Origin of the sequence: Streptomyces sp. NPDC006012 (assembly GCF_042871185.1) — a bacterium.
Taxonomy (GTDB): Bacteria; Actinomycetota; Actinomycetes; order Streptomycetales; family Streptomycetaceae; genus Streptomyces.
On the sequence record NZ_JBIAIE010000003.1, the window covers coordinates 177,812 to 196,494 of the forward strand.

An 18,683-nucleotide genomic window follows, 5' to 3' on the forward strand; every position below is an offset into this window, starting at 1 on the left:
TTCACGGCATGAGCATCATCGGTTGGATCATCCTGGGACTGTTGGCCGGCGTCATCGCCAAGATCCTGCTGCCGGGGCGGGACCCGGGCGGCTTCATCGGCACGACTCTCATCGGCGTAGCGGGCGCGTTCGTCGGTGGCTGGATATCGGCCCGCTGGCTGGACCACCCCATCACCAAGAACTTCTACGACGGTGCCACCTGGGCGTCCGCGGTAGGCGGTTCGCTGGTCCTGCTGATCATCTGCCGCCTGCTGTTCGGCAACTCGCGCAACTGAGGGCGGCCTGAACGCGGTTGGGCGCGACCCGGCCACGGCCGACAGACGAGAAGGGTGGGCCGTCTCAGGTGCCCACCCTTCCTCGGGGTGCGTCGTTCCGTACCCGCGCGGCGCGCGGACCTGTGGGACTACCGGTAGTTCACGAACTGCAGCGCGAAGTCGAAGTCCTGGCCCTTCAGGAGGGCGATCACGTTCTGCAGGTCGTCCCGGCTCTTGGAGCTGACGCGCAGCTCGTCGCCCTGCACCTGGGCCTTCACGCCCTTCGGGCCCTGGTCGCGGATGATCTTCGCCACCTTCTTCGCGTTCTCCTGGGAGATGCCCTCCTGGACCGACGCGAAGATCTTGTACTCCTTGCCGGAGATCTGAGGCTCGCCCGTCTCCAGCGCCTTCAGTGAGATGCCACGCTTGATCAGCTTGGACTGGAAGACGTCCAGGACAGCCTTGACCCTTTCCTCGGAGTTCGCCTCCAACAGGATCTTCTCGCCGGACCAGGCGATCGAGGCGCCCACTCCCTTGAAGTCGTAGCGCTGCGAGACTTCCTTGGCGGCCTGGTTGAGGGCGTTGTCGACCTCCTGCCGCTCGACCTTCGAGACGATGTCGAAACTGGAGTCGGCCATGTCCTGTGGCTCCTTGAATCGGGTGCGTATCGGGTGCGTACCGGCATGCGCGCAGGCAGCCGCAGAGCCCGGCACGAGACCGGGTCGCATCCGCACCAGCCTAGTCACCCCACACGGGCCGGGCACCGATCAATCGGGTGGCGGAGCACCTCCCGGCATCGGGTATTGTTTACGTCGTTGCCAGGGAGCACCGCCAAAAAGCGGGGTCTTCGTTCGGCAGTAAAACCCGGCGGTGTGCCCGAGCGGCCAAAGGGAGCAGACTGTAAATCTGCCGGCTCAGCCTTCCCAGGTTCGAATCCTGGCGCCGCCACGCTGAGAGAGACCCCCTCTGACCAGGTTACTTTCCTGGTCAGAGGGGGTCTGTTCTTGATCCTCTGCGTTCGATTCCTTATGGACCGGGCGCGGACGTGTCTCACCTCGTACCGCCCGTATCCCACTGTTGATCAGTGCGTGTCCCCCAGGTGTCCCCCCGGGGAGAGCATGATCACTCCGGCTCGTTCCACTCCCGAAGCGCTGCGTCGATCCGGCTGTTCGCACGCTCCCGCGTCTGGTCAAGCACCTTGGCATACACCTTGTGCAGCACCGCGATGCTGTGACCCGCCCGCCGGGCGCACTCCATGGCGTCCACGCCGGAACTGAGCCAGAACGACACCCCGGCGTGCCGGAGATCGTAGGGGCGGCGGGCCAGCAGCGAGACCGTTTCAGCCTCGCTCAGCACGTCCTTCCGGGCCTTTGCCCAGACCTCCCCATAGCCGGTCTCCTGAAGCAGGCCACCGCGGTTCGTCCGGAAGAGTCGGCCATCGGGGGCCGTGCCGTGCGTGACGATGTGCTGCCGCAGCAGCCGGACGAAGTGCGGCGGGATCGGCACCGGACGGGAGTCCTTCTTGGCCCTGGCCTTGAGGTGGCGTGTCTCATGCGCTGTTCCGTCGTTGGTCCAGCTCCGTCCGGCCCGGACAACGCCTTGCCGCAGGGTGAGCATCCCCCACCCCGTCTCTGGGAGGTGACACTGACTCTCGCGCAGTGCGGCGGCCTCGGCCGGGCGCATGGCTGCGTAGTACAGGCACCCGAAGAACGCTTCAAGGTGCCGCCCACGCGGGCCCTGTTCCCGCACCCCTGCCAGCAGCGCGCGCACCTGGCGAGGGTTGGCGACGCTCTCGGGATCCACCGCTTCCACCGACTTCGGGGCGGTCCACTTCACGGCCGTGATGGGGTTGACCGGCATGGTGAAGTATTGCTCCTCCACGGCGAGTCCGAGAACCTCACTCAGGCAGGCGCGTTTGCGCTTCGCGGTGCGTGGCGCCGCCTCCTTTCCGTCCAGCCGCAGGGACAGAGCGTCCAGGGCCAGACGCACGGTCGCCGGGTCTTCCAGTGCTGAGACCGGCATTGAGTGCTTGGAAATCCAGGCGAGAGCGCGTGCCACGTCGTCCGGCGGGGTCTCGTCCCAGCGGTTCCGGTTGTACGCCCATCCATACAACGCGCGCCGCATGAGCGCGCTGTCGGGCATTCCCGTCTTGGTCTTCACGAGGGCGGGGGTGATGGTGGCCAGTGCGTCGGCGTAGTTCTTCCGCGACTTCGCCGGCGCCAGCGCCCACTTGCGGTCGATGTACGCGCGGCTGTGCTCGTACCACGTGATGGAGCCCTGCTTGGCGCGCAACTCGGATACAGGTAGGCCCGTTTCCTCGTCGAACTGGTCGCCGCGTCGCATGGCGGACATGAGTTCCGAGCGGCGGCCCTCGGCCTGGACCTTGAGCGTGTAGCTCTTGGAGTGCTTGCTCTCGCCGACCAGCCAGCGCACGCGGTAGGGCTTGGGCCGATCCTTGCGGACCTCGATGGAGTAGAGACGAACGTCGTAGGTCAGTGCCATTTGAACTCCAGAGGGGCCCGCCGGAAGCGGGCCCCTCGTGTCTTGGGTGTGCGGGAGGTGGTCAGGCGGCAGCGTCTTCGATGGACGACCACCACGCGTCGAGGTCTGTGCGGCGGCAGCGGAGTTGACCGTTGGGGAGCTTGATGAGCTTCGGGGCCTTGCCTCGCGCGCGCATGCGGTAGAAGGCAGCGCGGCTCATCTCGATCTCTTCGAGGACTTCGGGGAGCTTGAGCATCTTGGGGCGGGCCATCGTTGCTACTCCTCGCTTGGGCTGGCCTTGGAGCGGGGCGTGTGTCCGAGGTGCGGATTTCTGCGTCATTGCGTCATCAGCGTCATGCGCGCTTGTGACCTGCGTCTTTGTATGACGCAGGGATTTGGGGGTGCGTCATGGGCTGCGTCATTGCATGACGCAGATGACGCAGGATGACGCAGGTGCGGCCGTCTGCGTCATGGTTGTAGCCGCAGGTCGGAGGCCGTTTTCCGGCCCGCATGACGCAGATGACGCAGCGTCTTCCCTCTTAGGAAAAAAGAGGGGGTGTCTGTGGTGGTGCGGCTCGGCTCAGGGCGTGAAGAAGGAGCCGCTTCGCGGCGCGTCCATCGCAGGGCGGCGGCTGCCGCCGAACAGCAAGAGGAGCACGCCCCGCGGCCGGTGCTCCTCTTGCTTGTCCCCTGATCAGGAGCGTGGTCAGAACATCCGCTTCGCCTCGTGGGGCGGCGGAGCTTGTAGGCGGGTCATTTCGAGGTAGCGGCCCTCCATGGTGCGGCCCGAGTCGATGACAACGCCACGGGCCGCGAGGGTCGGCTGAAGGCGCTTGAGACGGTCTGAGAGCACCTTGCCAGTGGTCGGCCAGCCTTTAGGCAGAGGACGCAGTTCATCGCCGCTGTAAAGGCGACTGAGGCAGTGCAGCCACTCGGTAGAGGTCATCCGCTGGTCTGAGCCCGGCTCAAGGGTGTCGGCGTGCCGGAGGACGGTCTGCGCCAACAGGTCACCCTCGATCACGTCGTCGTTGAGGTCGTCCAGGCTGGCCCGGTAGGCAGTGAGCGCTCCGAGGCCGGTTGCCGCGTCGAGTTGCGCGCACAGGCGGGCGAAGTCCGCCATCCGCAAGTCGGTGGGGGTCTCCGCCTCGACCGCGCGGACCTTGACCGTCAGGTCAAGGAGAGAGCCGAGGACGACGGGCAGTACCTCTGCGTACTCCGCCCACAGTTCAGCCTCGGTGCGCCGTACCCGGGGCCGCTCCAAGCGCAGCGGCAGGAGTCGTTCGGCGAGGTCGGGGCGGATGACGCCGACGTCGATACCGGTCAGGAGCAGGGGCCGGCGGTAGCCGACGCGGAACACATCCCCATCGGTGAACAGAGCACGCTTGACGTTCTCGACTCCGGTCACGATGCAGCACATCGCGTCGGACAGGTCCGGGGTCATGTGGGAGAGATTGTCCAGGGCGGTGACCCATCCGGCGGCCACGGCCGCGATCAGGTTCTCTTCGTCTTTCGGGGCCCGGCGCAGGTCACCGCTCATGCCTTCGATGATCCGCACGAGCATCCGGCCGCCGGTCGACTTGCCGGCGCCCTGCGGGCCGGTCAGGAACGGTGCGGGTACGGGAACGGACGGCTCCAGACAGCCGATCAGCCACGCGATGGCCAGACACTCGGTCTCCGCGGTGGCGAAGTTGCACAGCCGCAGCAGCAGGTCGATGCCCTTGCCGTCGGTGTCCTTGGCGGGCAGGGGGAGTTCGCCGGTGAGCTGGGTGCGCCGCCAGCACACCTCACGCGGGTCGGGGACGGTGATGTCCCATCCGGTGGGGTGGATGCGGACCGACTGCCCGTCCGCGCGCCCCAGGTCCAGCCACGTCGCCCCGTCGAACCCTGGGGCGACGCGGATGTACACGGGCTGGACGTCCTCGGACAGTGCGAGTGCTTCGATCAAGTCCAGTGCCTCCTTGAGCGCGGTCCCGTTGAACACGCCGATCCCGTCCTTGAACAGGCCGACCATGAGTTCCTGGCGGTGGCTTCCCGTCGTGCCCTGGGAGCGGATCGGGCGGGCCACGGGGTGGCCGTTGCGCTGCGCGTACACGGTGCCGTCGGCGGTGCGGAAGTAGCGGAAGTGGGCTTGCGCGTAGTCGGTGATGATCTCGCGGGCGGGGTTCTTGTCGTCCTCGGACATGGTCACAGTCCCAACCTGGTCAGGGCGTTGGTCCACGCGTCGGTGCAGTGCCTCGGGGACTCGCCCCTGGCCTGAGCGGCGGTGAACAGCCGCGCGACATGGGCGTTGGTGAGGCACCCGCACCGGCCATGGGCGGACAGCACGGCGAGGAACGTGCGGTAGACGGTGGCGTGAATCGCCTCGCGGGCGTCGGTGATGCGCTGCTCCGCCATGGCGATTCCACGGTCCAGGTAGGCAGGCGTGCGGTGTCGGCACTCCCCCTGCCCGCCCCTCAAGGGCACTGTGAGGGCCTGTGGCGTCCTGCGGCGCGGGGACGGCTCCTTTACTGCCAGGGCGCGCACTGCGTCCGGGAGAGTGGCTGTGGGGCCGGTGCCGGGTCCCAGCCAACGGGCGTAGGCCATGGTCGACTTGATGTCCACGCCTGGCCGTACCCCGTTGGCGGAGGGCATGGTGCCGCGGTAGAGCCAGTGTTCGCCCCGGGTGGTGGGCACGGTCCGGGTGGCGGGCAGGGTGGTGCGGGCCCAGGTGACGGCGGCGGGGTTGTCGAGGTCGACGACGGTCACTCCGGCACCGCCGGGGTGGTACGCCACTCGCGCGGCACGGCTCCAGGCACGGTTCCAGGCGTCGGAGGTGATGACGTGCGGGTCAGTGGTGGCGGCGGCCCAGGCATGGCAGGGACGTGGGCACTGGCAGGGCCCCGGGGTTTTCATGTTCGGCCGTCCCCCGCACGCGTTGCCGGTGCAGGTGGGGCAGTTGCCGAACGGTCCCTTGCCTGCCCGCAGGGGCAGCACGGGCACGCCGGACGCGGCCAGATGCAGCGCTGTGGACAGCAGCGCGGATCGGGCGTCATGGGTCATGCTGGAGATCTCCAGTTCCTTGATGAGTGACTGGCTGGACAAGGGCGGCCCCGCGTTCTTGGCGGAAGGGGGGCCGCCCTTGGCGTAGCTAGAAGGGCGGTTCGTCGCTGTAGTCGCTGGGGCCCCACGGGTCACGGCCGTGGCCACGGCGGCGCAGCCACCGGGGCCGGTGGGGCAGGGGCAGCAGGACCCATCGGCGGTTCTCGTTCCAGCAGCCGCACGGCTCCCATTCGGTACCGGCGTATTCGCCGTTGTGGTCGCCGTAGTCGTGCTCGAAGCCGCCGTCTCCCCCGCAGTTCGTGCAGTGGGGGTCGGGGGTGTCGGTCAGGATCAGTACGCGGCGTGACCAGCCGTCGACGTGGATACGGAAACGGGGCAGGGTGCGGGGGCTCATACGGGTCCTGCCTCTCAGATTTCCTGGATGACGACGAAGAAGAGGGTGCCGTCGGTGGTCTCGGCGCCGAGGACACGCTGATCGGAGGGGGCCTCCTCGATCTCCGAAACGGTGTCGATGTCGCTGCGGGTTTCCAGGGCCTTGCGGGTCAGGTCGCGCATGTTGTCGATGTCCACGGGGTGTTCCTCCTGGTCAGGGGTGGGCGGTGTGGGGCGGGGTGCCGGGGGTGAAGGTGATGGACATGGCGTTGGTACCGGGGTGCCAGCCGCGGACGGGGATGCGCTGGTCGTCGTGCATCTGGTCGCGGCGGTCGCAGATCAGCCGCCCGTCGCCGGTGAGGGTCCATGCGGTTCCTGTGCCGTAGTCGGCGGTCAGGTCGGCGGTGGCGTCGTCGGCGCTCTCGTAGTGGCGGCCGTATTCGCTGTCGGTGCTGCGCCGCTTGCAGAGATCGCAGACGGCGATGACACATGTGATCGTTGTGAAGCTCACGGGTCCTCCGTTACTGCTGGTTGCTGGTCCTGGCCCACACGCCAGTCGTCTTGCTCTGCGCGGTCCGGTGTCGGGTCCGGCGTGCCGTGGCGCGCGTTGGCGCAGTTGGGGTCGGGGGTGTCGGTCGGGACCAGTGCGCGGGGGCTCATGCAGTTCCTTCCGTTTGGTTGCGGGTGCGGCGTCGGTAGGCGCGTTGTCGGCATGCGGGTGAGCAGTACCGCGGGGGCCGTCCCGTGGCAGCTGCTGCGATTGGGTCTCTGCACTCCAGGCAGCGGTTTCGGCGTCCGCGAGTGCGGGTTTCGTTACGCGTTTCGTCACGTGGTTCGGGCAGGGATGACGCGTCGTGGGTGGTGATCTCCCACAGGGCGCGGGCCACGTTTTCGGTGCCGAGAGTGCGACGGGGACGGCCCGGGGTGTTCCAGCCGGAACGGGCGGGCAGGTCAGCGACCTTGCGCCAGCCAGCGGCGCGCAGGCTTGCGCCGCTCTCGCCGTCTTGGGTGTAGGTGATGGCGCGGCGGTAGCCCGCGCTGCGGGCGGTGCGCCATGCAGCCGCGTACAGGGCAGAGCAGGCATTCGTGGTGCCGTCCGTGGCGACGCGGGTGACTTCGATTGTCAGCCCGTTGTCAAAGTTGCGGTTGACGGGACGGCCCACGATGGCCACGCCGACCAGGGCGCCATCATCAGTGTGGACTCCGAGGGAGAACTGATGCCCTTGCGGCGGGTCGTGGTGGCGGTGGTGTTGATCGACGTAGACGCAAGCGGCTTTCCACTTCAGCGGGCGGATGTGCAGCCGCTTCGCATTCGGCGGTGCAGTCACGGAACGCCCGTCCTAGCCCTGCTGGTTGGTGGTCTTGGCCCACACGCCACGGGTCGACGTGTGGAGATTGCGCTGGTCCTGGTACACGGGCCCGTCGTAGTGGTGGTGGTGCACGTCGGGCAGGGCGTCCTTGGCGCGTCGCAGGAGTCGGGCGACGGCGAGGACGGGCACGGCGACGGCCGCGGGTGCGGCGCAGATCATGCCGACGACGGTCGGGTCGGCCTGTCCGGAGGCCAGGAGCAGACCGATCGCGATCAGACCCGGGGGCACGGTGGACAGCCCGGCGGTGAGCATGAGCCTGCTCACGTCGGTCGCCTTCTGGGACATGGGCGGGATACCGGGTTGCGGCACGGGGGGCGTGTCGCCGTACCGCGGCAGGGGACTGGTGTCGCGGTGGGCGGTGGGCGTCTGGGCCAGGTCACGCGCCGCCTCGTTGATGATCCGCCGGGCTTCGGCGGTGGCCACGTCGTCGCTCATCCCGGTGTCCGGGCGGGTGGTGTTGGGTGTGGTGTCGGGGGACATGCGGGATCCCTTCCGGGGTCGGCTGGGCATGCGGGGACGCCCTCGAAACGGGGCTGTGGAGGGGTTGGGCAGGGGGCCGCCGGGCCCCCTTTACCGGCCTTACCTTGCAGGTCAGGGGCCTTTACCTCCCCCTCTACCGGGGTAAAGAGCCCCCTCTACCCGGTAGCGGTCGCGCAAGACCGCGAATCACCGGCCGGAGGGGGTCTTTGGCGGGGGGTGGGTAGAGGGGGAGGGCTTTACCTGCCGGTGCTGAGAAGGATCTCCGCCGGGACGGCGGCTTCGATGTCGCGGCGCTGGTAGCCAGCCCCGTTGGCGCTGTTGATCTTGACCTGCTTGCTGGTCCGCTTCACCCCGGCTGTCTCCAGATCGGCGGCGAGTCGTTCGGCATTGAAGTCGCCGTAGGTGTCCTCGTCGAGGTTTACGAGCGCGGCGAGCAGGTCGGTGGTGAACATGCGCGGCGAGTGCCGCATGACCTCCAGGACATCGGAGACGATCGCGGGCACGCTCACGCCGGCGGCGTCGGCGGCGGCGGTGACGTCGCCGGCCGCGTCGCCGGTGAGCTGTCCGGCTGCCTCGCGCAGGGCGCGGCCCTTGCGGCACAGGGCGGCGAACCCGGGGCCGTCAAGGTAGTCGGCGCGGACGGTCACGAACGAGGCGGGGCCGGTGACCAGCACGCCTACGCCCTTGTGGTCCTCGGAGAGCACGGAGGCGTCCGCGCCCTGGGCGGCCTTGCCCTTGCCCAGCACCATGTCCGAGGACGTGCGGTCGACGACCTGTGTGGAGTAGCGGATGGTGATGATCTCCCGCAGTTTCGGCGGCACCGACTCCGCGTCGGGGCGCTGGGATGCGAAGTTGGAGATGAACCCGGCGGCCGGCCCGCGGCGGGCGACGCGGCACAGGTCGTCGATGACCTGGTCGCGGTCCTCGCGTTCCATCGCGGTGAAGTACTCCTGGAGTTCGTCGATGGTGACGAAGATGACCGGCAGGTTGTACTTGACCATGATGTCCGGGGTGAGTTTGCCCTCCGGGCACACCGAGGCGGGCAGGTCCCGCAGCAGCGCGAACCGCCGCTCCATCTCCGCCAGCAGCTCCTTCAGCATGGCCTTCAACGCTTCGATCGCGTCGTCCTCGGCCCCCATGACGAGCCGGTGGGCGACTGCCTTCATGGGCATCCAGTCGGCGCCGCCCTTGCCGTCGGCGACGTAGTGCCGCACGTAGGCGTCGAGCAGACCGGCCGCGGTCAGCAGGCGCTGGGAGAACGTCTTGCCCCGGCGGGGCAGACCGCCGAAGAACATCGACTGCCACATCACCGGTACCGCCACCCGGTTGCCGCGGGCGTCCTGCCCGAACGGCACCGGCTCCCAGATGGAGAACTTCTCCGCCTTCTGCAGCGGGGACGGGTTGAGCGGACCGAGGTAGGGGTCATCGTCGGCGACCCACATCGAGACACGGCCGGCGTTGCCGCCCTTGGCCGCGCGGACGCGGGACATGATGACCTGGATCTCATCCACCCCGAGTTCCTGCGCGATGACCTCACGCTTAGCGAGGACGTCGGAGGCGGTCTTGCCGCCGCCGCGGGGCATGTCGAAGATCACGGCCCAGCCACGGCCGTCCCGGACCGGGCCCATCGTGCAATGCACCTTCGGAGCGTCCTTGTCGTCCTTGCCGCTGCCGCTTTTGAGGAGGCCGGCGGCCCGCAGCGCGTCGTTGAGCTGCTGCGCGGACATGTCCACCTTCAACGGGGGCGCGGCCTGGTCCAGCAGCCGCGTCTGTTTGCCCCGCCCGAGGTAGGCCAGGGGCGTGACGACGGCCGCGCCGATTCCGGCCTGGAGCAGCGGCGGGGCCAGTGCGATACCGACGGCGGCGGCGGTGACCGCGACGGCGGCGGCCCCGAACCGCCAACGACGTGTCTGGGTACGGGCGTAGTGCGCGGCCTGCAACCGGACAGCCAGCTCGACGTCTTCCGGTTTGGCCTTGGCCTGTGCGCGCAGGGCCTTGACCGCCGCGGTGTGGTCCTGCGCGGACAGGGTGGGCCACAGGCCGGCGGCGGCCCGGTAGAAGCCGCGGGCGGCCAGCAGCACCGTCTTGAACAGGTACTTCGGGGTGCGGAAGCCGTGATAGCGGGTGTGCCACCAGGACAGCCTGCCGAACGCGCGGACATTCGCGATCACGGACGTCCCGGACCGGGCCCAGGCCGGCAGGACATCGGTGTCGGGAAGGGCAAGCCAGTCGGCCAGCGGATTGTCGGGCCGGTCGACTGCCTCACCAGGGGCCGGGGCGTCGGCGCCTGTGGGAAGGGACGTCAGGGACGGCTTGGAGAGGTCGACCGGTGCCGTGCCGGCGGGGGCGGGGCGGTGGTCGTCGAGGCGGTGGACGGTTCCCACGGTGGTGTCTTCCGTGGCGAGTTCGGTCATGACGGGAGGTCTCCTGAATGCCCCGGACAGGGGCGGAAGATTGGGGGCGCATCCGCCCCCGCTCGGCAGCAGCGCGAGCAGGGGGCAGGGCGATAGGTCAGCGGCGGTGGCTGGCCTTGTGGGCGTGCAGTGCGGCCTTACACGGCGGGCACTTGCGGCTCGGGCCGTCACCGACGACCGGAGCGGGGATCACCTGGCCACAGATAGCGCGGGTGACGCCGAACACCAGTGGTCCGCAGTCCGGGCAATGAAAGTGGGAGTGAAGGACGGGCTTGGCCGTGCCTCTGGTACGGCACATGGTCACCACCAACTCGACTTCTTCTTGGGCACGATGTAGGGGCAGCCGTTGACCATGTGGTCCACGCACTGCGGGCAGTCCTCGCGGGGGCGGAGGTGGCGGTGTGCGCGCCGGTCGTGGGCGTGCTGCCAGCACTGCGGGCACTGGCCGGGCGGCGTGTCCTGCCGGGTCACGGTCACCACCACCCGGACGACTTCTTGCCCGCGGCCGTGTTCTTGGCCTTGGTCTTGGCGTCCTCGCGGACCAGCGTCTCCCGCTCGGTGTGCAGGGCGCGCAGCTCGGTCTGAAGACGGGTTTCGATCTGGTCCGACAGCCGGTCCAGCCTGCTTTCGGCGCGGGAGGTGCTGTCGCCCCGCAAGATGCTGCGGGAGCCGCCGGCGAGCGCGGTCAGTACCTTGCGCTTCTCCGCCCCGGTCAGCGGCCACAACTCGCCCTCGCGGACTGCTTCCAGCTTGCGTTCGGCTGTGATGATCTCGCGGTTGAGACGGCGGATCTCGGAGTTGCCCATCTCAGGCAGTCCCTTCGGACCCGTGCGGGTCGGGGTAGGTGCACGGCACGCACGTGCCGAGCGAGGGAGGGATGACATAGCCCGCATCCCGGCAGCACTGCGGGCAGGTGCGGCGAGCGGTGTTGGCCCGCCCCAGCGCCGCCCACTTGGCGGGGGTCATGGGGCGTACGGGCTTGGCCTGGTCGATGCGGTAGAGGTAGGCGACCAGCGGCGGGCGCCGGCGGCGTGGCCGCTCCAACTGAGCGGCCACGCTCTGACCACCCGGGCGTAGACCGCGGGCCCGGAGCTGACGGATGGTGGCCAGTCCTTCCGGGGCAAGGCGCCAGCGGTAGACCGGGATGGCCCGCATCAGCCGCTGATCCCGTGGCCGTTGGCGCCAGTGAGGGCGCGCGGCTGCGCGGCAAGCTGCGCGGCGCGCGCGGCGCGGAAGTCCCGCAGCCAGTTCCGCGCGTTTCCGGGGTCCACCCCGAACCGCTCAGCCAGTTCTGGGGCGGTCGGCTCCTGTCCGCCCGGGGCGGTCAGAGCGCGCAGGTAATAGGTCCAGCCGCCTTGCTTGGCAGGTGACTTCCACACACCCTCTGCGCCGTCCAGGACTCCTTCGGGGGCCTGCGGGTGGAGGCTGGCGAGGTCCCCGCGCAGCCGCTCATACAGTGCCTGAGCCTCGGTGATCCGGCCGTTGAGCTGCTTCAGCTCTCCCGCGCGGGTCTGGTAGGCGGCCTGTGCCTGCTGGGCTTGACCGGTGAGCGCGTCGAGCTGCTGACGCTTGGCCTCTACCTGCTGCAGTGCCTGCTGGATAAGGTCGTCCGCGCGCTTGCGTGCGGCCTGCTCATCCTGCCGCGCAACGTCCGCGCGCTGCCGCGCGTCCTCGGCCTGCTGCCGCGCGGACTCCGCGCGGCCGGTCGCGTCGTCGCCCTGTTCCAGCAGCGCGGTCTGCTCCCGGCGGAGCTGTTCCAGTCCCTCCCGCGCGGCGGCGAGTTCGTCTGCCGCGCGCTGCCGCGCGGTCTCCGCTTGCTGCCGCGCGCGTTCGGCTTCCTGCTGCGCGGCTTCCGCGCGCTGCCGCGCGTCCTCGGCCTGGGCCGTGAGTGTGGATGCCTCCTGGCGTTCCACGGCAGGTGTCACCGCGAGACCTTCGATCAGGGCCAGGACCGCGGCGGGAGCCCGGTAGTCGAGGGTGGCCACCTCGTCCGCGCGGGTCAGCGCGGCCAGGCGGCGCACCAGCGCGAGAGCCTGTTCCCGGTCGGTGGCCACGTCTGCCCGGTCCAGCGCCTTCTGAGCCTTGCGGCGCCAGCGGCGCACCCGGCGTACCCTGCCCGCGTCCAGGGCCAGGCGCAGCCGGTAGACACGCAACGCGGCCCGCTGCACCATCGCGGCCCGCGCGATGGCCGACGACGACGTACGCGCGTCCAGCCCGAGCAGAGCGAACAGCTCCGCCCACGCGTGCTGCCACAGCAGCGCCACCAGCCGGGCCGGACCCGGCCGCCCGGCCGCCTCATCGTCCTGACCGGACCTGATGTGATGCAGTTTGCTGCGCAGCTGAAGCTCAATCAGCCACGCCGCCAACGCGGGCACGGCAGCCAGCACCGGACGCGCCCACCAGTTCGGGGCGTGCACCGCATTCATCGCCGCGGAGAACGACACCAGCATCCACGCCGTGCGGTGCATCAGCCGCAGCTCACGCGTCCACCCGGCATCAGGATCAGCCGCCCGGTACATCATGACCAGCAGCGTCATCTCCGCCGCGTCGAACACCGCGACGAACGCCGCCGCCAGCGGTGTGGGCAGATCGCAGGTCTGAGTGGCGAATCCCCACAGACCATGCACGCTGACCGCCACGCCCCCCAGGGCGACAATGGCCTGCGGGCCGATCCCGGACAGCCACGACGACTTCCGCAGCCGTCCCACCATCCACGCTGCCAGCGAGAGCGCGAGCACCGCACCGGCCAGCGGCACCACCCACGACCAGGACCCGGAGGGAAAGCCCGGAAGCCAGGAAGGCATCACGCCGCACCCCCGGGCAGGCTCTCCGTGGCGGTGCGGTTGGCGAGCACCGCGCGTTCGGCCAGCACGCGGGCCAGGGCCCGACGCGTGCGGCGGGTGTCCAGCTCGTTCGGGGTGCGGTCCAGGGCGATGATCTGCGCGTCGATCAGGTCGACGTCCGCCAGGATCAGCGGCATCTCTTCCTCGATCGCGTCCAGTTCCGCAGCCGTCGGTTCGATCCAGTCGGCGAACGCGGTAACAGTGTCCTGAACAGTCACGATGTGTTCCATGGGTCGTGGTTCTCCTCAGCAGGGTGAACGGCCCGACAGCGCCCCCGAAGTTGCCGCTTCGGGGGTGCGCGCCGTTAGGTGGTGGAAGCCGCACCGAGCGGTGCGGCAGGTTGCGCCTGGTCGGTCGGTCAGCGACAGTGCTTGGTACCCCCGCGCCAGACCGACACCTTCGCGGCGGCCTCGTTCGCGGCCTCGTTGAGCCGCAGGTATTCCGGGGTCTCGTAGTCGATCCCGGCGGAATTCTCGCGGCGCTGGTTGGCGTGGAGGGCGGCGTCCGCGTCGCGCAGGGCGGCAATGTCGGCCTTCTCCTCGGGGGTCTTCCTGAACAGGCCCATCAGGGTTCCTCTCGGATGGATTTCGGGTCGCGGTGCGTGCCCCAGGCCGGATTCGATCCGGCGCCCTCGCGGCTGACTGCCGGGGCTGTGGTGCAGATCAGCGGCGGCCGAACAGTCCACGCCGCTCGACCTCATCGAGACGGTTGTTGATGTCGGCGTGCGCGCCAGCCTCACGCTTGCGGTTGCCGCTCTCGCGGCCGTCCTGAGCGATCTCCACGGCCAGGTCAAGCCCCTGCAACAGGTCGGCGTCGCTCTCGGTGCTGACGTCGTGGCGGCTGAACAGACCCATGACGGGCCCCCTTCGATGATCAGGAATGGGATGGTTGTGCGTGCCCCGGGCCGGATCCGATCCGGCGCCCTCGCGGCTGACTGCCGGGGCTGTGGGGAGCGGGTCAGGCGTACAGGCGGCGGGCACCGGCCTCACGCAGCGCGGTGTGCGCCTGGCGGGCCCGCAGCCCAGCAGCGTCCAACTCGGACTCGGGGACATCCCCCAGGGCCATCGCCGTATCGACGGCATCCTGAGCGACGGCGAGCAGGTCACCGTCCCGGGTGGCCATGTGGAGCGTGTCCATGGCGCTGGTGACCGCTGAGCGGGCCGCGTAGCGGGCCTGCCGCGCCTCCGGGCTGTCGGCCCGTTCCTCACGGCGGGCCACGATCTTCAGGTACTGCTGCTCACGGTGGCGGACCAGCGCGCCGAGCAGTGCCGGTATCGCCGCGGCCAGAGCCGCACGGCGCTGCTCGGCAGTGGACTGCCGGGCGCTCCGCGTGGCGCTGACGTGCTGCAAGATCCCGGCAACGACCGTCCCGGCAAGAGTGCCGAACACGGCGATCAGCGTTGCAAACACAAGCACTCCTGAGAGATAGATGGGGGGTACTCCGGCTCCCCTCAGCGCTGCTCGTACGAGACGAGCAGCGGAGGCAACCGACCGCAGCGATGAGCTGCGGAGATTGAACGTTTTGCTGTCTCCTTCGGGGGTGCCTCGCCCGTATCAGGTAGCGCGGCATGACCTCGTTGTAGGCGTATGGAGACGTGACCTTTCGGTCTAAGCCCTCCCGAGTGCAAAGGGTCGGGTGCGCCCTCGGCCCGCTCTGTCCCGGGCCCCTTCACCACGTGCAGCCCTGAAAAGGCACAGGACGCCCGAGGTGCTGTAGCCATTGTCCGTACAATGGCTACAGGCAGGATGTTGGCAGAGTGGTGACCGGATCGCAAGAGCATTGGCAGCATTGACTAGACAATGGAGCCGGTGAGCGGCTTCCATGGGAGGCATGACAGTGACTCGTCTCGGACGAAACCCGATGTATCAGCAGATTGCGGACGCGCTGCGGGAGCAGATCACGTCCGGGAAGCTTGAACCAGAGGCGAAGCTTCCGACGGAGGCAGAGCTACGCGATCAGTACGGCGTATCGCGGGAGACCGTGCGCAAAGCGCTCGCCCAGCTCGTGAACGAGGGGCTTGTTATCTCGGCGCGTCCGCAAGGTCACTTTGTCCGGCGCCGCCGACCGATGGTGTTCCGCCCTCAAGCGGAGTTCCGGAAGCGGCCGTACTCGCCAGAGATGGACGCTTTCATGACCGAGTACTCGGCAGAGGGGCGCGAGCCACGGCAGGAAATCGAGGTGGCCATCGTGGAACCACCGGAGGATGTAGCCAAGCGACTTCGCTTGGAGCCGGGCGAACTGGCCGCCGTGCGGAAGCGTGTGCGTTACCTCGACGGCGAGCCGTTCAACATCAATGACAGTTACTTCCCGCTCGCCCTCGTACGGGACTCGGAGATCATGCGCCCGGAGGACATCACTCGTGGCGCCAACGAGGTTCTAGCCGAACTCGGGTACCGGCAGGTGCGAGCGCTGGATGAGCTGTACATCAGAATGCCTACCCCCGAGCAGGTTCATCGGCTCGACCTGGGTCCCGGGACGCCGGTCGGGGTACACGTCGTCACTGGCCACACAGCCGAGGGAGAGCCGGTGCGAGTCGCTGTGACCGTTCTCCCGGGTGACCGGCACGTGATCTCCTACGAGCGAGAGCGCGAAGCGCCGAACGAGGATGCATGAAAGGCCTACTCATCCGCGCCGGCCGCCCCGGTGAACTGGGCACCGTGGAAGCGTTGCTGCGTGAGGCATCTGTCTGGCTTGCCTCGCGCGGCATCGATCAATGGCAGTACCCGCCACACCGTGACCGCATCACGGCGGCCTTGGAGAGGGGGGTGTGCTTCCTCGCGTTCGAGGACGGCAAGCCGATCGCAACGGTCCAGTTGGACGACTTCGCGGACCCCGAATTCTGGACTCCGGCCGATCGGCCGGACACGGCCCTCTACGTTCACCGGATGGCTGTGACGCGCGAGACCGCCGGCGTAGGCGTCGGCGGCATGCTGCTGGACTGGGCATCGGAGCGTGCGGAGGCGCAGGGAAAGCGATGGTTGCGGTTGGACGCGTGGAAGGACAACCCGGGCTTGCACCGCTTCTACAAGGGCGCGGGCTTCACGCTCCTCCGCATTGTGGATCTTCCGCACCGCAGATCTGGCGCTCTCTTCCAACGTGCGACGGGGTACGGCACGGACGGCCGGGGTCTCTATGGCTTGGAGGCGAATGATCCTTGGCCCAGGACGGTGTAGATCCGTCCTTCTTCCCTGAGAGCCGCTACGGCTTTCTGGACGGTAGAGGGAGCCACGTCAAGTTCCGTAGCGAGAACCACCACAGCAGGGAACCTGTCGCCGGGCGGGTAGTGGCCGGCGTCCAGCCGTCTGCGTAGCTCAGCAGCAACCTGGGGCCATACGGGCTTGCTGCGGTCAAGATCCATGAACCGAGCATCCGCGAGTACGCGCATTCAGGCGACCGCGTATACGCGTATGCGCGTACGCTCGACCCAAGGAACGCCCCCTGACCGGGTGGATATCGGTCCGATGGGCGTGGCCACAGCTACGGAGGAGCTGAATACTGTGAGTCAGCCCAGTCATGTACGGCTGTTGCCCTGGAAGGGGCCGGAAGGCCAACCGGCGCACCTGGTCACGGACGGCACCGCTACACCGCTGTCTCTGCTGGCCGACCGGATAGAGAGTCAGCAGGTGGAGACAGCAGCCGTGATCGTCGAGCTGGCTCGGCCGATGGTCGGGGAGGACAGCAGGCTGACGGCAGGTGAGTCGCGGTGGGTGGCCAGCCGTCTCATCGAGAGCCTGACGGACTTACTGAACATCGTGGAGAGCCAGAAGCAGAGGATTGCGGCCTACGAGGAGTGCGGCGAGTGGGAGTCACCCTTTCCGGCGTAGCGGAAAGGCGCATCACGCGAGGTGATCTGAGTTCGCGATTCCCCCAGGTGTCCCCCGAGAGGGGGCCGGTGGCCCATTCGGCCAGGTCAGGTGAGGCAGGTACGGCCCGCTGTAAATCTGCCGGCTCAGCCTTCCCAGGTTCGAATCCTGGCGCCGCCACATGACCGAAAGGGTCTGTGACCAGCAGCAATGCTGATCACAGACCCTTTCGTCATTCTGGAGGCGTGCAGAGTCGAATTCTCCGCTTTTCTCCACTCTGTCTCACCCGGGCTCGGGTGTTGACCAGCTCGCGCGGGGCAGCTGTGGGGCAGACGCCAGTGCTCGGGTGGGGGCCTTCGCCCGCTCTCGCCGTGCCGGTGTCCTGGATGAGTCCGCCACATCGGGTGCGGAACTGTCGACGGGGGCGCCCCTTTCGGTTGCCGCCTGGGAGGAATGGGGTGGCAGGCTGCCGGTGGCGGCGGTCGTGGTCCGCCGATCTTGTGCCGGGTGTGGTGACGACGCGTGAGGCGATCGCAGCGGCCTACGGCTGTGGCACGTTCCACGGGTTCGAACCGGGCGCAGTGGCATTCACCTCGGCGGCTTGCCCGGTGCCGGTGCCAGAGCCGCCCGGGTCCGGCGTGTGCCTTCACGCCGCCCCTGCCCCCCTCAAAACGCCCGCGACCTGCGCCTTTACCCAAGTGGATCAGGCGCGGTGGCGGCAGGGGGAGACCTCCGTAGGCTGGGCGTAGGAAGACGGGCCTCCTGGTACAGGGGGCTGCTGTGCTGTGCTTGCAAGAGGAGACACGCCATGACCGCTTCCCCGAAGGTTTCCCGGCGTCCGGACAGTGACATCACCGGATTCACGGCCTCGAAAGAGATGGCCGAAGCCTTGCAACAGATCCTGGTGGATCTCGTCGAACTGCATCTCCAGGGAAAGCAGGCCCACTGGAACGTGATCGGTCACAATTTCCGGGACCTGCACCTGCAACTCGACGAAATCATCGACGACGCCCGGGAATTCGCCGACAGCGTCGCTGAGCGCATGCGTGCCCTCCAGCACTGGCCGGACGGCCGCGCCGACACGGTGGCGATGCACACCACGCTCCCCAGGTTCCCGGAGGGCGCGCAGAGCGTGAGTTCCGTCGTCGATCTGGTGACCGCGCGTCTGCGGGCCACCGTCGACACCTTGCGCGTGCACCACGACCAGGTCGACAGCGAGGACCCCTCCACCGCCGACCTGCTGCACACGATCATCGACTCCCTGGAGAAGTACGCCTGGATGGTCAGCGCGGAGAACCAGAAGGTCTGACGCCGTTTTCGATGGACAGAGGGCGGTACCCGGACGGTCTCGACGGGGTGCGGAGGGAACGGTTTCGGCTGGGTATGGAGGAGACTTGGCTCCATGTCCTCTCGTCGTAGAGCCTGCCCGGTGTGCCGTCGTGAGATCGCCGTCGTCGCGGGACGTTTCGCGCGGCACGACCCGCCCGGCGCGCGCGAGAGCGGTGAACTCGTCTCGTGCGCCGGTTCACGGCGGCAGGCGGAACTGGGCCCGGCCCTGCCGACGTTGGACGCGTACGCCGTACCGGACTTTCCCGGGCAGTTGCCCCTGTTCTGATGACTTCCAGT

27 protein-coding genes and 1 tRNA gene are annotated in these 18,683 nt (G+C 68.6%); 7 read left to right on the top strand and 21 right to left on the bottom strand.

The window, feature by feature from the left end:
- The first annotated feature begins 8 nt into the window (after positions 1-8).
- Positions 9-275, top strand: a complete 267-nt coding sequence (locus tag ACFYPJ_RS07645) for a GlsB/YeaQ/YmgE family stress response membrane protein (RefSeq protein WP_389012053.1) — start codon at positions 9-11, stop codon at positions 273-275.
- 128 nt (positions 276-403) lie between these two features.
- On the opposite strand, the gene ACFYPJ_RS07650 is transcribed toward ACFYPJ_RS07645, so the two are convergent.
- Positions 404-892 (bottom strand): YajQ family cyclic di-GMP-binding protein, encoded by a 489-nt coding sequence (locus ACFYPJ_RS07650; protein ID WP_389012055.1) that lies wholly within the window; start codon positions 890-892, stop codon positions 404-406.
- A gap of 228 nt (positions 893-1,120) precedes the next feature.
- Between ACFYPJ_RS07650 and ACFYPJ_RS07655 the strand changes: the two genes are divergently transcribed.
- Positions 1,121-1,202: transfer RNA gene (locus tag ACFYPJ_RS07655), tRNA-Tyr, on the top strand.
- A gap of 174 nt (positions 1,203-1,376) precedes the next feature.
- On the opposite strand, the gene ACFYPJ_RS07660 is transcribed toward ACFYPJ_RS07655, so the two are convergent.
- From ACFYPJ_RS07660 to ACFYPJ_RS07750, 19 genes are all read right to left on the bottom strand, one after another.
- Positions 1,377-2,756, bottom strand: coding sequence for a site-specific integrase (locus ACFYPJ_RS07660; RefSeq protein ID WP_389012057.1), 1,380 nt, complete (start codon positions 2,754-2,756; stop codon positions 1,377-1,379).
- 61 nt (positions 2,757-2,817) lie between these two features.
- Positions 2,818-3,006 (bottom strand): helix-turn-helix transcriptional regulator, encoded by a 189-nt coding sequence (locus ACFYPJ_RS07665; protein ID WP_389012060.1) that lies wholly within the window; start codon positions 3,004-3,006, stop codon positions 2,818-2,820.
- 435 nt (positions 3,007-3,441) lie between these two features.
- On the bottom strand, positions 3,442-4,917 hold the full coding sequence (locus ACFYPJ_RS07670; protein WP_389012945.1) for an ATP-binding protein: 1,476 nt from the start codon (positions 4,915-4,917) through the stop codon (positions 3,442-3,444).
- A 2-nt stretch (positions 4,918-4,919) separates the two neighbouring features.
- Positions 4,920-5,774: a bifunctional DNA primase/polymerase gene (locus ACFYPJ_RS07675; RefSeq protein ID WP_389012948.1), complete on the bottom strand. Its 855-nt coding sequence runs from the start codon at positions 5,772-5,774 to the stop codon at positions 4,920-4,922.
- Between the two features lie 88 nt (positions 5,775-5,862).
- Complete coding sequence (locus ACFYPJ_RS07680; RefSeq protein WP_389012062.1) at positions 5,863-6,168, bottom strand: hypothetical protein; 306 nt, start codon at positions 6,166-6,168, stop codon at positions 5,863-5,865.
- A 14-nt stretch (positions 6,169-6,182) separates the two neighbouring features.
- Complete coding sequence (locus ACFYPJ_RS07685) at positions 6,183-6,344, bottom strand: hypothetical protein (RefSeq protein ID WP_389012065.1); 162 nt, start codon at positions 6,342-6,344, stop codon at positions 6,183-6,185.
- A gap of 16 nt (positions 6,345-6,360) precedes the next feature.
- Positions 6,361-6,657, bottom strand: a complete 297-nt coding sequence (locus tag ACFYPJ_RS07690) for a hypothetical protein (RefSeq protein WP_389012068.1) — start codon at positions 6,655-6,657, stop codon at positions 6,361-6,363.
- A complete protein-coding gene (locus ACFYPJ_RS07695) occupies positions 6,654-6,806 on the bottom strand; it encodes a hypothetical protein (RefSeq protein ID WP_389012070.1) in 153 nt (50 codons plus the stop codon). Before ACFYPJ_RS07695 ends, ACFYPJ_RS07690 begins: the two co-directional genes overlap by 4 nt.
- Positions 6,803-7,474 carry an XF1762 family protein gene (locus ACFYPJ_RS07700; protein WP_389012073.1) on the bottom strand — a complete coding sequence of 224 codons (672 nt, stop codon included), beginning with the start codon at positions 7,472-7,474 and terminating at the stop codon, positions 6,803-6,805. The genes ACFYPJ_RS07695 and ACFYPJ_RS07700 overlap by 4 nt, the downstream gene beginning before the upstream one ends.
- A gap of 12 nt (positions 7,475-7,486) precedes the next feature.
- On the bottom strand, positions 7,487-7,996 hold the full coding sequence (locus tag ACFYPJ_RS07705) for a hypothetical protein (protein WP_389012076.1): 510 nt from the start codon (positions 7,994-7,996) through the stop codon (positions 7,487-7,489).
- A 236-nt stretch (positions 7,997-8,232) separates the two neighbouring features.
- On the bottom strand, positions 8,233-10,410 hold the full coding sequence (locus tag ACFYPJ_RS07710) for an FtsK/SpoIIIE domain-containing protein (RefSeq protein WP_389012078.1): 2,178 nt from the start codon (positions 10,408-10,410) through the stop codon (positions 8,233-8,235).
- A gap of 300 nt (positions 10,411-10,710) precedes the next feature.
- Positions 10,711-10,887, bottom strand: coding sequence for a pRL2-8 (locus ACFYPJ_RS07715; RefSeq protein ID WP_389012951.1), 177 nt, complete (start codon positions 10,885-10,887; stop codon positions 10,711-10,713).
- The gene (locus ACFYPJ_RS07720) at positions 10,884-11,216 is read right to left on the bottom strand and encodes a hypothetical protein (protein WP_389012081.1); all 333 of its coding nucleotides are present in this window, start codon (positions 11,214-11,216) and stop codon (positions 10,884-10,886) included. The genes ACFYPJ_RS07715 and ACFYPJ_RS07720 overlap by 4 nt, the downstream gene beginning before the upstream one ends.
- A 1-nt stretch (position 11,217) precedes the next feature.
- Entirely contained in the window at positions 11,218-11,565 is a 348-nt protein-coding gene (locus ACFYPJ_RS07725) for an RRQRL motif-containing zinc-binding protein (RefSeq protein ID WP_389012084.1), read from the bottom strand.
- Complete coding sequence (locus ACFYPJ_RS07730; protein WP_389012086.1) at positions 11,565-13,214, bottom strand: hypothetical protein; 1,650 nt, start codon at positions 13,212-13,214, stop codon at positions 11,565-11,567. Before ACFYPJ_RS07730 ends, ACFYPJ_RS07725 begins: the two co-directional genes overlap by 1 nt.
- Entirely contained in the window at positions 13,214-13,483 is a 270-nt protein-coding gene (locus tag ACFYPJ_RS07735; RefSeq protein WP_389012089.1) for a DUF6284 family protein, read from the bottom strand. Before ACFYPJ_RS07735 ends, ACFYPJ_RS07730 begins: the two co-directional genes overlap by 1 nt.
- Before the next feature lie 128 nt (positions 13,484-13,611).
- A complete protein-coding gene (locus tag ACFYPJ_RS07740; protein ID WP_389012091.1) occupies positions 13,612-13,818 on the bottom strand; it encodes a hypothetical protein in 207 nt (68 codons plus the stop codon).
- A gap of 97 nt (positions 13,819-13,915) precedes the next feature.
- Positions 13,916-14,107: a hypothetical protein gene (locus ACFYPJ_RS07745; protein ID WP_389012094.1), complete on the bottom strand. Its 192-nt coding sequence runs from the start codon at positions 14,105-14,107 to the stop codon at positions 13,916-13,918.
- A 103-nt stretch (positions 14,108-14,210) separates the two neighbouring features.
- Positions 14,211-14,663, bottom strand: a complete 453-nt coding sequence (locus tag ACFYPJ_RS07750) for a hypothetical protein (RefSeq protein ID WP_389012097.1) — start codon at positions 14,661-14,663, stop codon at positions 14,211-14,213.
- A gap of 421 nt (positions 14,664-15,084) precedes the next feature.
- On the opposite strand from ACFYPJ_RS07750, the gene ACFYPJ_RS07755 reads away from it, so the two are divergent.
- Both ACFYPJ_RS07755 and ACFYPJ_RS07760 read left to right on the top strand, forming a co-directional pair.
- Complete coding sequence (locus ACFYPJ_RS07755) at positions 15,085-15,867, top strand: GntR family transcriptional regulator (RefSeq protein WP_389012100.1); 783 nt, start codon at positions 15,085-15,087, stop codon at positions 15,865-15,867.
- Positions 15,864-16,427, top strand: coding sequence for a GNAT family N-acetyltransferase (locus ACFYPJ_RS07760; protein WP_389012103.1), 564 nt, complete (start codon positions 15,864-15,866; stop codon positions 16,425-16,427). The genes ACFYPJ_RS07755 and ACFYPJ_RS07760 overlap by 4 nt, the downstream gene beginning before the upstream one ends.
- On the opposite strand, the gene ACFYPJ_RS07765 is transcribed toward ACFYPJ_RS07760, so the two are convergent.
- A complete protein-coding gene (locus tag ACFYPJ_RS07765; RefSeq protein ID WP_389012106.1) occupies positions 16,385-16,639 on the bottom strand; it encodes a GntR family transcriptional regulator in 255 nt (84 codons plus the stop codon). The genes ACFYPJ_RS07760 and ACFYPJ_RS07765 overlap by 43 nt on opposite strands.
- A 112-nt stretch (positions 16,640-16,751) precedes the next feature.
- Here ACFYPJ_RS07765 and ACFYPJ_RS07770 point away from each other — a divergent pair, with 112 nt between their 5' ends.
- The 3 genes from ACFYPJ_RS07770 (at position 16,752) to ACFYPJ_RS07780 (ending at position 18,672) form a co-directional block, all read left to right on the top strand.
- Positions 16,752-17,078 (top strand): hypothetical protein, encoded by a 327-nt coding sequence (locus ACFYPJ_RS07770; RefSeq protein WP_389012109.1) that lies wholly within the window; start codon positions 16,752-16,754, stop codon positions 17,076-17,078.
- A gap of 787 nt (positions 17,079-17,865) precedes the next feature.
- On the top strand, positions 17,866-18,366 hold the full coding sequence (locus tag ACFYPJ_RS07775; RefSeq protein WP_389012112.1) for a Dps family protein: 501 nt from the start codon (positions 17,866-17,868) through the stop codon (positions 18,364-18,366).
- Between the two features lie 93 nt (positions 18,367-18,459).
- On the top strand, positions 18,460-18,672 hold the full coding sequence (locus ACFYPJ_RS07780; RefSeq protein ID WP_389012115.1) for a hypothetical protein: 213 nt from the start codon (positions 18,460-18,462) through the stop codon (positions 18,670-18,672).
- The last annotated feature ends 11 nt before the right edge of the window (positions 18,673-18,683 follow it).